Here is a 12,550-nt window from a genome sequence, read left to right on the forward strand (position 1 = left end):
TGTTAACACTTAATAATAGGTAACCGCTTTAATTTCACGTTTGGGTGAAGAAGCTAAATAAATATTATAAACATCTTCAAAGTCTAAACTTAACTCTGTGGTGTAACTGTCGCCAACAGGATAGCTTTTAATCACTTTAGCTGCGCGGATGACACCTTGAACTGACGCTGACACTTCATTTTTACCCATTATCAGTTGTGACATGGTCATTTCACCATTTATCTTTTGCCCATAAACTTGTTCTGCAAGTTCTGCATAAGCGGCAAGCTTTGAGGCATTAATCGCCATCAACATACGCTGCGTTTCATGTTGTGAGTTTTGCAAACTTATCGGCGCTTGGCCAATAGCATGTAACACAGGGAAGGTTTCAGGCTTAACACTTTGCCATTGTACGTGTTTGTCATAAACACTAGAACAGCTGGCAAGTAACAAAGCTAAACTACCAGCGGTTAATATATTAAGAATAATTTTTTTCATCATAAATACCAAAAGTTAGTCCTACATCAATATAAAAAACTAATTAACAATTTTAATTGAACGTTCGTCTTCTGCTAACATAACGCTGTTTCGAATGATTAATCCATCTTTTATCCGAACACTTTCATCTTGATTAATCTGTTCACCAATTACCCAGCTTGGAATAAAAGATTGTGCCGTGGCAACAACAACACGTGATTGCATACCAATCATCCGAGCATTAATCATCACACCATTTTCTTGTTCCATCATGGTACCGGTTACAACATAGTCAATAATCTGCCGCTCTGGCAGCTCTTTCCAGTCGCGACTAAAAACATAATCACCTTGAGCAGTGACACGAATATGTCCCGTCGTTTTAAAATCAATAACAACTAAACCATGGCGCTGTAATTCATGAACAAAGTTCTCTGATATTTGATTACCCAGCCAATTAGTTGACTCAAGGTTTTCTAATTCGACAAAAGAAGCTACCGCGATAGGTGTTTTAGGGTTTACAAAAGAGCTGCTTTCAAGCATCTGATAAGTAAGCCCTTTAACAACATCTGCTATCGCATGTCGAGGTAGATTGAAACTGTCAATTTCACCTCGTACTTCTTGCTTTGATTTATAAAAATTATCTTCATCACTCATCATATTCATTGATGAACACGACATCAACGTTGGAATAAATAATGGAATAAGCCACTTTTTCATTGAGCTCCCCTTGATCGCTCTGAAAGCGAATAATCAGTTTTGCAGTAATATCGATAAACGACATCAAATAGTTTCTAATATAAATAAAGCACAAATCGCGCCAATCTATAAAGTTACTTGCGTATTAAAATAAGTGGGCATAGAAACTGCATATTCGACAGTAGATATTAAACCTTTTTTACTGACGGACTTCATATGCGCTTATTTATATCAGCTCTACTTTTATTTTTTATCACTCATTCTGCTGATGCCCAGTGGTATGAAGCTCAGGGAAAGTCAGTAATAATGCAGGGCAATGCCGAACGAGCAAAAACATTAGCCATAGAGAATGCATTAAAAAAAGCCTTACTCGTTGCCGGAGCTTCCGTATCGAGTGTGCAAAAAACGGTTAACGGATTATTGACACAAAATGAAATAAATATTCGCGCCAGCGGTACCGTAAACTCTTTTGAGCTGGTTGATGAAAATTATGAGGGCAATTTGGTCACCGTAACCATTCGTGCTGACATCTTCCCACAAAGTAAACAGTGCTTCTCTTCTGATTATCGAAAGTCTTTATTAATTACCCGTAGTAACTTAATGCATAGAGAGCAAGCGAGTATCGGTAAAATTTATGCTCTTGATAATAAATTGATGGCTAAACTTGCTTATAAAATTAACAACCAAGGTATTTATCTAGACACCCGATTGTTATTAAAAGAGAAGTCTCAGTTCTCAAGATTAAATAACAGCTTACAAGTTGAAGCAATAAAAAATCTCACCATGTCGTTAGCTAATATCAGCGATACTCAGTATGTCATGTATTCTGAAATTAATGACATTAGCTTTGCACAAGCCTCAACCAACGGTTGGCAGTTCTGGCAAGAAGATGTTTTTAACCGTCAGTTTAGTGTCAGCCTATATATTTACAACGGTACTAATGGTGAATCTGTCTTCACTAAGCAGTACCGTAGTTCTGCCCCATGGGAATTTGGCAAACGTCAGCAAGTTGATGTTCATAGCGAAGTATTCTGGCAAAGCCAATACGGAATGGCCATTGAAAAAGTGTTAGGGGATATGATCATTGATATCGACGAAAATATGATGTGTCAACCTACTCGTGGCAAGGTAGTGCAAATAGCTGGTAATTCGTTAACGATTAATTTAGGTAAAAGGCATGGCGTAAAAGTTGGTGATGAGTTTTCTCTGTTACACTTAAATAATATCATTACTGACTCAGGAAAAACCTATGCAGGTTTTAACGTTAGCCCTTACACAGTAAAAATAACCCAAGTGTCTCAGCAAAGCGCACAGGCAATGACTACTGACGGGCAATTATTGGGTAACATCCAATTAAATGATTTAGCGGTGCGTTACTAACTTCATCGCTATATAGAATGTTAACGTTACCAGCATGCTGTTAACGTTAACATTGTCACTGTTTTGCGCCTTATTCGTTTGACAGACTAATACGTTTAATCAATAAGGCTGAAAGTCCAGCAAACAAAGCGGAAATGATTAAACAGGTAATTAAGTTAGTAAATTGATAAATAACACCTGACATAACAGTCCCTAATAACCTTCCCAGGGCATTAGCCATATAATAAAAGCCAACATCCATAGAAACGCCATCTTCTTTCGCCATGGCTACAATCACATAGCTATGTAGCGCAGAATTAATAGCAAAAACAGCCCCAAAAATAAATAAGCCTGCAATAATAATGATTTCAGTACTGATGTTGAGCTTGGTCGCATAAAACATCAACAGTGCTAACAACAAGGTAACACCGGATAAAATCATCCCCCAAGTAAATAACAAATGACCCTTGATATTATGTTGGTTATTTTTAATAAAAAATTTAGGTGTTGAGCCTTGAACAATACCATAAGCGATAATCCATAACGCCATAAATATCCCAACATTAGTATGTTGCCAACCTAAATTACTGACCAAATATATCGGTAATCCGACAACAAACCAAATATCCCTAGCAGCAAATAAAAATAAGCGCGCGCCCGCCAAATAATTTAATGATGAGTGATTTGAGAATATCTCTTTAAATTTAACTTTGTGCTTTGCCTTACCTAAATCACCTTGCAATAATAACAGACTAAGCACAAAAACAATCGCTAGCACACTCGCCATTATTAGCATGGCTACTGAAAATCCCACGGTACTTAGTAACCAGGCACCTAGGAAAAAACCGATACCCTTTAAGGCGTTTTTTGATCCTGTAAGATAAGCAACCCAACGGAAAAGAACAGCGTGATCTTGGTTGTTATTGCTCGTTGGTACCAACGTTTTAATACTGCTTTTAGCGCTCATCTTATTAAGATCTTTGGCTATACCCGACAGCGCTTGTGCCAACATAACCCAGATAACGGTTAAGTATTGTTCAGGAACTGTTAGCATTAATAAAGCAAAAACTTGACTGAACAGACCAATATTCATGGTTTTATTCAAACCAATTTTTGCTCCTAACCACCCGCCAACTAGGTTGGTTATCACGCCAAAAACTTCATAAAATAGAAATAACATCGCAATGGCAAGCGGGGAATAACCTAGATGATGAAAATGTAATAATACCAGCATACGCAAAGCACCATCGGTTAAGGTGAAAAACCAATAGTTAGCGGTAATTAATAGGTACTGTTTTACCGCACTAGGCAGTGCAGTTATTCTGTTTAACATAAAGGTACCAATGATGGTATTTTCGATTGATGTTGGCGTATGCTAATAAATAATCAAGAGTATTAAACATTAGCGTAACGCCAAGATATTATTCGTTTAAAAACGCAGTCTATGTCGATATTCTCAAAGACTAGTCCTTAATATCAGATCGTCCAACTAACAACATTAACTCTGCAGCTCGATTGGCATAACCCCATTCGTTGTCATACCACAAATACATTTTCAATTGGGTGTCATTAACAACCATGGTTGATAGCGCATCAACAATACATGAACGTGGATCCGTTTTATAATCAACAGAGACCAAAGGACGCTCTTCATAGCCAAGTATATCTTTTAGGTCTCCTTGTGCCGCCGTAGACATCAATTGATTAATTTCTTCAACTGTTACGGCTCTATTTAGCTCAAATACACAGTCAGTAATTGAGGCATTCGCTAACGGAACTCGCACGGCATGACCATTTAATTTTCCCTTTAGCTCAGGAAAAATATGGGTAATAGCGGTTGCAGACCCGGTAGTCGTTGGAATTAAACTTTGGCCACAAGCTCGCGCTCGACGTAAATCTTTATGAGGCGCATCAAGGATAGTTTGCGTATTGGTAATATCATGGATAGTCGTCATACTGCCGTGTTTTATGCCAACACTGTCTTGGAGAACTTTAACCACTGGCGCTAAACAATTAGTGGTACAAGAAGCAGCAGTGACAATTTTATGCTGTGCTTTGTTATAAAGGTGATGATTAACGCCCATGACAATATTTAAGGCGCCCTCTTCTTTTACGGGTGCTGTAACCATAACCCGTTTAACACCTTGTGCTAAATAAGCGCTTAATAGTTTGGTCGTTTTCATCACTCCAGAAGCTTCTACAACAACATCACATTGTGACCAGTCAGTTTCAGCTATGGTTAAATTATGACTAATATTAATGTGATGTTCACCATCTTCATCACAGACGATCATTTGGTTATTGTCGACTTGTGCATCAAATTTCCAACGACCATGAATAGAGTCAAAATTCAGTAAGTGTGCTAATGTTTTAGCATCACCTGCGGGATCATTAATTTGAATAAACTCTATTTCTGGCCATTGCCATGCCGCACGTAAAACTAAACGTCCGATGCGGCCAAAGCCATTAATTCCTACTTTAATTGTCATGATTTATTCCTATTTATTAAGGTTATTCGCAACATGTTTGCTGTCTGCTCGGACGATTGCCCATATCAATAAGGTTTGTTACACATGCGGTTAAATATGCTTGATTGTTAAGACTTGATAACTCGATGACTTCTTTTTGCCAAAATGGCATTGCATCAACGAGACTATAAAAAACCCAGCGTCCTACTTTTCGTTCACTGAGAATATGATGTAATTTAAGTTGGGCAATATGACGTGATATTTTAGGTTGAGATAAAGACAAAGCGGCCGTTAATTCACAGACACACAGTTCCTTTTCCATTTGTATAAGTAAAATTATTTTTAGCCGAGTATCATCAGCTAAATTTTTAAAAAATTGAACCACCCTATCATTATTCATAACTGGCACCGCATTAATTCGAAAGCTTATTTGGAACATACATAAAATAACAATACACATTTAACATATGTTTTTTCATATATATGGAAAAACATATGTTATTTCATATTGAGAGAGTATGCAAATAACCTTTTTAAATAAAAACAGTTGTTAGATAAAAGCGCAAAAAAAAGCATGAGTTAACTCATGCTTTGGTGTTAAGAAACTAAATATGGTTAAATTTCGACCATGTCACCTTTACTTTGCAGCCATGTTTTTCTATCTGGGCTACGTTTTTTTGACAGTAGCATATCCATTAACTCCATCGTTTCAGAGTGCTCATCTACCGTTAATTGCACTAAACGACGTGTATTTGGATCCATAGTCGTTTCGCGTAGTTGCAGAGGGTTCATTTCACCCAGACCTTTAAAACGTTGTACATTAACTTTACCACGTTTTTTCTCAGCTTCTATTCGATCTAAAACACCGTCTTTTTCGGCTTCATCTAAGGCATAGAAAACTTCTTTACCGACATCGATACGATAAAGTGGTGGCATAGCCACATAAACATGGCCACGTTGCACTAAAGGTAAAAAGTGTTGCATGAATAAAGCACATAATAACGTTGCGATATGAAGACCATCGGAATCGGCATCGGCAAGAATACAAATTTTACCGTAGCGTAATTCTGATAAATCATCACTATCTGGATCTATGCCTAATGCCACTGAAATATCATGGACCTCTTGTGAAGCCAGTATTTGTCCGGAATCGACTTCCCAGGTATTTAAAATTTTACCTCTAAGCGGCATAATTGCTTGAAACTCACGGTCTCTCGCTTGTTTAGCACTACCTCCCGCCGAGTCTCCTTCCACTAAAAACAATTCTGTTCGGGCAATATCTTGACTGCCACAATCAGTTAATTTCCCGGGTAAAGCAGGTCCTTGAGTAATTTTTTTACGAATAATTTTTTTACTGGCACGCAAGCGTCGCTGAGCATTTGAAATACAAAATTCAGCAAGGTTTTCTGCGATTTCAGTGTGTTCATTTAACCATAAACTAAAAGAATCTTTTACCACACCGGTAACGAAAGCGGCGCATTGTCGAGAAGATAAACGTTCTTTAGTTTGTCCTGCAAATTGTGGTTCTTGCATTTTCACCGATAAAATATATGAACATTTGTCCCATATATCATCTGGCGTTAATTTTACACCGCGAGGAATGAGGTTTCTAAATTCACAAAATTCGCGCATTGACTCCAATAAGCCTTGGCGTAAACCATTGACGTGTGTACCACCTTGGATGGTTGGAATTAAATTGACATAACTCTCTCCAATGCCCTCTCCACCTTCAGAGAGCCAAGTTACGGCCCAATCAGCGGCTTCATGCGAAGAAGAAAAAGTCCCAACAAAAGGGTCTTCAGGTAAACAAATACAGCTTTTAAGAGAATCTTTCAGGTAGTCGACTAAACCATCTTCGTAATACCATTGATATTTTTTATCTTCATTCTTGTCATGAAACTTGATGGTCAAGCCTGGACATAAAACAGCTTTCGCTTTTAATAAATGTACTAAGCGACGCACTGAAAAATTTGCTGAGTCAAAATATTTAGGATCAGGCCAAAACTTTACGCGTGAACCGGTATTTCTTCGGCCAACCGTACCGGTTTCATGTAACTCTTCAACTTTTTCACCATGCTCAAAAGCCATTTCATACACTTTACTGTCACGGCGAACTGAAACATCAACTCGGGTAGAAAGTGCGTTAACCACAGAAATGCCAACACCATGCAAACCACCAGAAAATTGATAATTTTTATTAGAAAATTTACCACCGGCATGAAGTTTACAGAAAATAAGCTCAACACCTGAGACACCTTCTTCGGGATGAATATCGGTTGGCATGCCTCGACCATCATCAATAATTTCCAGTGATTGGTCTTTATCGAGCACAACGGTGATATTTTGCGCATGCCCAGCCAAAGCCTCATCAACCGAGTTATCAATAACTTCTTGGCCTAAATGATTAGGGCGAGAAGTATCTGTGTACATACCTGGACGATGTCGTACTGGGTCTAAACCACTGAGGACTTCAATGGAGTCTGAATTATATTGTTCGCTCATTTAACTATTCTAATAATGATTATGATTAAAAAATGTTTTAATACCTATCGGTCTACTTTATTGACTCGTTGGGTATAAATTAAAAAACATCGCAATTTTAGGTAACACTTTCGAGTAATCAATAAAGCTGTGATCCCCGCCTTGCTGGACAATTATTTGGCAGTCACAATATTTATCGACAGCTTTTTGATAATCTAACACTTCATCGCCTGTTTGTACCATGACCAAGTAATTATTTTTCGAAATAAATTGTTGTTCAAGGCTTTTTAATGACTCAATAAAATGCTTTTCAATGTAATAAACTTCCTGTGTGTAAGGATTAGTTTGTTCACCTAAATAATCAACTAATAATTCAAAGGGCTTTACTGCCGGATTAATTAATACGGCTTTGCCTTGATATTTCTCTGATAAATACGTTGAAAAATAGCCACCTAGTGATGAACCAATAAAATACCAAATGTTTTCTTTATCGCTTTTTGAGTCTATTAGTGTCGTTAATTGTTCGATAACAGCCGTTGGTGACGAAGCTAACTGAGGGCTAAAAAATGAGACTTCGGGAAAATGTTCATTAAAGTAATGCTTTGTCAGTTGTGCTTTCATCGATTGTGGTGATGAATTAAAACCATGTAGATATAAAATATTAACCTGTTTAGACATTTTATTCCTTTGTTAAAAAGTAGCTGTCTGACTTTATTTTTCCATCAGTAAATAGCGAAAAAACACGATAGCCTGGCCCTTGTCCATTTGAAGCACCAGCGCTTTTATTGGTGTCAAATTGAATCGATGTAGCGGGACAAGTAAATAAGGGAATGGCTGGTGATTGGTCTGAATACAAGGTTAATGCTTGATGCACATGACCACAGGTAATAGCTTTGATACTCGAAAACTTATTAATCGTTTGCCAAAACTCTGCTTGATTTTCTAAACCGTGTTGATCAATAAAATAACCAACATCTAATGGGTGATGATGCATCATCACTAATTGATGTTTTTTATCATCAACGATTGACTCAAATGCAGATAAATCGCTTGGTGTTACCAGACCTTTCGGTGTTTCACTTTTACTGTTAAGTAAAACAATTTGCCAATATTTATCATTAAAGACTTTTTCACGATTGAAAGGAGGAACAGATAAATATTTATCCAATAACTCGAGTTCATCATGATTCCCCGCCAAATAATAAAAAGGTATCGCTATGTCACTTTCAACAACAGCTTGCACAAAAAGTTGATAAGACTTTTCACTATGGTCTTGAGTTATATCACCGGTGAATACAATAGCATCGACTAAATGCTGATTTTTAATGTCGTCTAAAACACTGACTAAATTATGGTAAACATTAGCACCATGATGCAAACCATCTGTTTGAGAAAACAAATGGCAGTCGCTTATTTGCGCAATTTTAAAAATAGAAGACAAAAGGATTACTCAAAAAGTGATAAGTTGACTTGGCCTAACTTTAAACAAAGTTGCAGCCATTCTTTAAGAAACTGATTAATTTGCTCTTTTTCATCAGGTAAATGCATTTTACTATTGGGGTAATCGTAACGAGGTTGAACTTGTTTAATGTCTTGATTACTGATCACCTCAGCCATTCGAGCATCATGATATAAACGGATAATCATTTTGGGACGTAAAATGTGGTCAAACACCGTTTTATTATTGTTATCTTCTCCAGTAACGACTGCTTTTGTCTTAGGCAGTTCTTGGCGAATACTCACCAAGCTGGTGTAGCGAGTAATTTCGAGTATTGTTATCTTGTAAGATAAAAAATCAGAAATAAAAAAACACCGCTCATCACCAACCGCTTCTTCATCGTTATGACTGGCCAATAAGCGAACTAAAAACATATAGTTAACTTCACAAAGATTCATTAAGGTTGATAATCTTGGCTGATATTTTTTACTTTGCTGTATCATTTACGAAGACCATTTCTGCTGTAGTTGATGAAAGTTATTCTGTAGCCATTGTAACCCAATTATTGTTGCTGCATTGGTGATTTTTCCATTTTCTAACAACGACATGGCTTGTTCTCTTGACATGACATGCAACAAAATATCTTCACTTTCAGTTTCTAAACCGTGCACCCCTGAGACATTTTTGCTATCTATATTAGCAACATATAAATGTATAACTTCGCTCATACCACCAGGACTTGAAAAATACTCCAGCACTTTATCGAGTTGATTAGCATTTAACGTTAAGTCGGCTTCTTCTTTAGCTTCTCGAATAGCAACATCAATAGGCGATTCATCTTGACCAAACATACCGGCGACAAACTCTAATAGCCATGGCGTGTCTCCTTGACCAATAGCGCCAACTCGAAATTGTTCGATTAACACAACACGATCATAGGTCGCATCGTAAGGAATAACGACTACCGCATGACCACGTTCAAAAACTTCGCGCGTTAATACTTTACTTTCGCCACCATCAAATAATCGATGACTAAGTTGATACTCATCCATTTTAAACACACCTTGGTAGCAGGTTTTTTGTTGATAAATGGTGACGTCTTTATTTGAAAACTTTGATGGTTTTGTATTTTTGTTAGGCATTGAGTGGCTTTATTTCCCATATAAAAATTTAAAATAAATGAAGATACTATAATAAAGCGAGCACTAGCATAAAACATTTTGTTACACTAGAATGCATTCGCAAACACTTATTTTATTTAGCTAATTCAAAAATCAAGATACGATAGTATCATAATAATATAGCGTACATGGCACACTCAAAGGAATAGCTCACTCATGAAAAAAACAATTACGGCACTGATCATTGGTTTGGTTTGTGTAACTAATACTACGTTAGTTAACGCTGAAGATTTATTGGGCGTTTATCAACAAGCACAAAAAAATGATCCTACCGTATTGAGATCAAAGGCTTTATTTAACGCATCAAAAGAAGGCATAGATCAAGCCAGAGCTGTTTTATTACCAGAGATCAGTGCTTCAGCTAGCTACACAATGAGTAAAGATCAATTTATTCCAACATCGGATGATGGGCAATCATCAAATAGAACATTGACCAATAAATCTGATACTTTGCGCTATGGCTTAAGTTTAAGTATGTCATTATACAATCATAGTACATGGTTAAGATTAGATAATGCCAAAAAAGCCGCGCACCGCAGTGATGTTTCTTATCAAGCAGCAAAACAAGAATTGATTGTTAGAGTAACGACCGCTTATTTTGATGTTTTAAGTGCTAAAGACGATTTAGATTTTGCTAAAGCTGAGAAAGCGGCTATTGAGCGTCAATTAGAACAGACAAAACAACGTTACTCTGTTGGTCTAAAAGCAGTAACAGACGTGCATGAAGCACAGTCGCAATACGATAATGCCGTTACTTCTGAAATTCGCGCTGAAAACAGTGTTTACACTGCAGAAGAAGCGTTAAGGGTAATTACCAATGTGTATCCAAGAGACTTAAGTGTTTTAAACACTGAACGTTTCAGTACCTCACGCCCTATACCTGACAGTGCAAATGAATGGCAACAAACAGCAGAAGCAAAAAATTTAGATTTAATTAGCCAAAAAATAGCGGTTGATGTTGCTAAAGAAAATATTAATATCGCAAGATCTGGTCATTATCCAACATTAAGTTTATCGGGCAGTTATGGTGCTAGAGATCAAGATAACGAAGTAAACAATGCCACTTTTGAAAACCCTGCTTTAGATAGTCAGTCTATCGGCATAACGTTAAACGTACCTATTTATTCTGGTGGCGCTACGTCAAGTGCTGTTCGCGAAGCACAGAGCAACTATGTTGCTGCCAGCCAAGATTTAGAGTTAACTTATCGTAATGTTGTTCGTAATACACGTAATGCTTACAACACCGTTATTGCTGCTGTTTCGGCAATCAAAGCCCTTGAGCAATCTGTTGTTAGTGCTGATAGTGCATTAAAAGCAACGGAAGCTGGTTTTGAAGTAGGAACTCGTACTATTGTTGATGTGTTAGATAGCACGCGTAATTTATATAACGCAAAACGTAACTTATCATCAACGCGCTATAATTATGTACAATCAATTTTATCGTTAAAACGTGCGGCAGGTACAATCAGTGAGCAAGACTTAATCAACATCAATCAAGGGTTAAGTGCCGCTAAGTAAGCTTATTAAACTTCCTTTGTGAAGTATTAATTGTAGGTTTAAAAGTTATAGATATAAAAAACCCTGATATTTCAGGGTTTTTTATTGTCTACAACTTTATTGTTATTAACTAAACATAGTTTTTACATCAGTAACCATCTGTTGAAATTTTTCACTTTTCATAAAGTCCACGTCAGGTAAAATACCTTTATTCACATAGCTTTTTAATAACACTTCACAGGTTGATACATTCTTGAAAATACCGTTGTGAATAGCACCTGCACGAATGAAGTCCAAATAATGGGTTTCAGAAGGTAATACCGTTAAATCACTCCAACTGGTTACTAAGGTGACAAATTCATCTGAGAATCCCCACGCTTTAGTCACTTCTCCACCAATATCCGCAGCTAACTTAGCAATAGCTTGCTGTAAAAAAGTCGGGTTAGCGAAAACATCAGGATGATTTTCAGCTTCAGTTAAAATGGGTAAAACACCTATATTATGAACCAGTGCCGCCAATGTTAAGGTGTCTAACGTTAATGATGTGTGTTTATGGTCTTGGATATAAAAAGTCATTAAACTGATGGCAACTGCGGCTACATCGACGGTTTTTTTCCATGACTTTTTCAAATACATTGAAACTATTTCATTTTTTGAAACAAATACTTGCTCTAACGCCATCGCTGTTGCGATACTTTTGATTTGGCGCAAACCAATGCGAGTTACAGCCTGGTTGACTGTTTCAACTTTAACAGAACGTCCTAAAATAACGCTATTCGCTACTTTCAACATACCCAAAGATAAAGCAGGGTCATGACCGATAATATCACTCATTTGTTTTAAGTTAATGTTTGGATCATCCGCCGCTTGGCGCACTTTCAGTGCTACTTCTGGCAAGGTTGGAAGTACAAGCGCATCTTGTTTAATTTTTTCTACTAAAATTGTATAAAGGGCATTTTCAGTTCCCATAGTCT

General features: G+C 37.1%; 13 protein-coding genes. 2 read left to right on the forward strand and 11 right to left on the reverse strand.

Annotation, left to right across the window (positions count from 1 at the left end; all coding sequences use genetic code 11):
- Positions 1–9: 9 nt before the first annotated feature.
- Positions 10–480, reverse strand: a complete 471-nt coding sequence (locus H4J76_RS05660; RefSeq protein ID WP_259368898.1) for an LPP20 family lipoprotein — start codon at positions 478–480, stop codon at positions 10–12.
- A 36-nt stretch (positions 481–516) separates the two neighbouring features.
- Positions 517–1,173: a FlgO family outer membrane protein gene (locus H4J76_RS05665; protein WP_070375998.1), complete on the reverse strand. Its 657-nt coding sequence runs from the start codon at positions 1,171–1,173 to the stop codon at positions 517–519.
- A 195-nt stretch (positions 1,174–1,368) separates the two neighbouring features.
- Between H4J76_RS05665 and H4J76_RS05670 the strand changes: the two genes are divergently transcribed.
- Positions 1,369–2,532, forward strand: coding sequence for a flagella assembly protein FlgT (locus H4J76_RS05670; RefSeq protein ID WP_182216887.1), 1,164 nt, complete (start codon positions 1,369–1,371; stop codon positions 2,530–2,532).
- A 70-nt stretch (positions 2,533–2,602) separates the two neighbouring features.
- Here the strand turns inward: H4J76_RS05670 and arsJ are convergent, their stop codons facing one another.
- From arsJ to H4J76_RS05710, 8 genes are all read right to left on the reverse strand, one after another.
- On the reverse strand, positions 2,603–3,844 hold the full coding sequence (arsJ, locus tag H4J76_RS05675; RefSeq protein ID WP_182216888.1) for an organoarsenical effux MFS transporter ArsJ: 1,242 nt from the start codon (positions 3,842–3,844) through the stop codon (positions 2,603–2,605).
- A 130-nt stretch (positions 3,845–3,974) separates the two neighbouring features.
- Positions 3,975–5,000 carry an ArsJ-associated glyceraldehyde-3-phosphate dehydrogenase gene (locus H4J76_RS05680; protein WP_182216890.1) on the reverse strand — a complete coding sequence of 342 codons (1,026 nt, stop codon included), beginning with the start codon at positions 4,998–5,000 and terminating at the stop codon, positions 3,975–3,977.
- Between the two features lie 22 nt (positions 5,001–5,022).
- Positions 5,023–5,379, reverse strand: a complete 357-nt coding sequence (locus tag H4J76_RS05685; RefSeq protein WP_182216891.1) for a metalloregulator ArsR/SmtB family transcription factor — start codon at positions 5,377–5,379, stop codon at positions 5,023–5,025.
- Positions 5,380–5,594: 215 nt separating this feature from the next.
- The gene (gene parE / locus H4J76_RS05690) at positions 5,595–7,481 is read right to left on the reverse strand and encodes a DNA topoisomerase IV subunit B (RefSeq protein ID WP_182175801.1); all 1,887 of its coding nucleotides are present in this window, start codon (positions 7,479–7,481) and stop codon (positions 5,595–5,597) included.
- Between the two features lie 57 nt (positions 7,482–7,538).
- Complete coding sequence (locus tag H4J76_RS05695) at positions 7,539–8,138, reverse strand: YqiA/YcfP family alpha/beta fold hydrolase (RefSeq protein ID WP_182216893.1); 600 nt, start codon at positions 8,136–8,138, stop codon at positions 7,539–7,541.
- Between the two features lies 1 nt (position 8,139).
- Entirely contained in the window at positions 8,140–8,901 is a 762-nt protein-coding gene (locus H4J76_RS05700; RefSeq protein ID WP_220465937.1) for a metallophosphoesterase, read from the reverse strand.
- A gap of 5 nt (positions 8,902–8,906) precedes the next feature.
- On the reverse strand, positions 8,907–9,401 hold the full coding sequence (locus H4J76_RS05705; protein WP_182221820.1) for a DUF1249 domain-containing protein: 495 nt from the start codon (positions 9,399–9,401) through the stop codon (positions 8,907–8,909).
- Positions 9,402–10,040, reverse strand: coding sequence for an NUDIX domain-containing protein (locus tag H4J76_RS05710; protein ID WP_182216896.1), 639 nt, complete (start codon positions 10,038–10,040; stop codon positions 9,402–9,404).
- Positions 10,041–10,235: 195 nt separating this feature from the next.
- On the opposite strand from H4J76_RS05710, the gene tolC reads away from it, so the two are divergent.
- Entirely contained in the window at positions 10,236–11,597 is a 1,362-nt protein-coding gene (gene tolC, locus H4J76_RS05715) for an outer membrane channel protein TolC (protein ID WP_182216898.1), read from the forward strand.
- 105 nt (positions 11,598–11,702) lie between these two features.
- Here tolC and H4J76_RS05720 read toward each other — a convergent pair whose 3' ends face one another.
- A complete protein-coding gene (locus H4J76_RS05720) occupies positions 11,703–12,545 on the reverse strand; it encodes an HDOD domain-containing protein (RefSeq protein WP_182230237.1) in 843 nt (280 codons plus the stop codon).
- Between the last annotated feature and the right edge of the window lie 5 nt (positions 12,546–12,550).

Source organism: Colwellia sp. BRX9-1, from assembly GCF_014077195.1.
Classification (GTDB): domain Bacteria; phylum Pseudomonadota; class Gammaproteobacteria; order Enterobacterales; family Alteromonadaceae; genus Colwellia_A.

Bases quoted from the DNA above. Each gene is read 5' to 3' on its own strand.
- H4J76_RS05660 (WP_259368898.1), bottom strand. From the start codon at position 480: ATGATGAAAAAAATTATTCTTAATATATTAACCGCTGGTAGTTTAGCT.
- H4J76_RS05665 (WP_070375998.1), bottom strand. From the start codon at position 1,173: ATGAAAAAGTGGCTTATTCCATTATTTATTCCAACGTTGATGTCGTGT.
- H4J76_RS05670 (WP_182216887.1), top strand. From the start codon at position 1,369: ATGCGCTTATTTATATCAGCTCTACTTTTATTTTTTATCACTCATTCT.
- arsJ (WP_182216888.1), bottom strand. From the start codon at position 3,844: ATGTTAAACAGAATAACTGCACTGCCTAGTGCGGTAAAACAGTACCTA.
- H4J76_RS05680 (WP_182216890.1), bottom strand. From the start codon at position 5,000: ATGACAATTAAAGTAGGAATTAATGGCTTTGGCCGCATCGGACGTTTA.
- H4J76_RS05685 (WP_182216891.1), bottom strand. From the start codon at position 5,379: ATGAATAATGATAGGGTGGTTCAATTTTTTAAAAATTTAGCTGATGAT.
- parE (WP_182175801.1), bottom strand. From the start codon at position 7,481: ATGAGCGAACAATATAATTCAGACTCCATTGAAGTCCTCAGTGGTTTA.
- H4J76_RS05695 (WP_182216893.1), bottom strand. From the start codon at position 8,138: ATGTCTAAACAGGTTAATATTTTATATCTACATGGTTTTAATTCATCA.
- H4J76_RS05705 (WP_182221820.1), bottom strand. From the start codon at position 9,401: ATGATACAGCAAAGTAAAAAATATCAGCCAAGATTATCAACCTTAATG.
- H4J76_RS05710 (WP_182216896.1), bottom strand. From the start codon at position 10,040: ATGCCTAACAAAAATACAAAACCATCAAAGTTTTCAAATAAAGACGTC.
- tolC (WP_182216898.1), top strand. From the start codon at position 10,236: ATGAAAAAAACAATTACGGCACTGATCATTGGTTTGGTTTGTGTAACT.
- H4J76_RS05720 (WP_182230237.1), bottom strand. From the start codon at position 12,545: ATGGGAACTGAAAATGCCCTTTATACAATTTTAGTAGAAAAAATTAAA.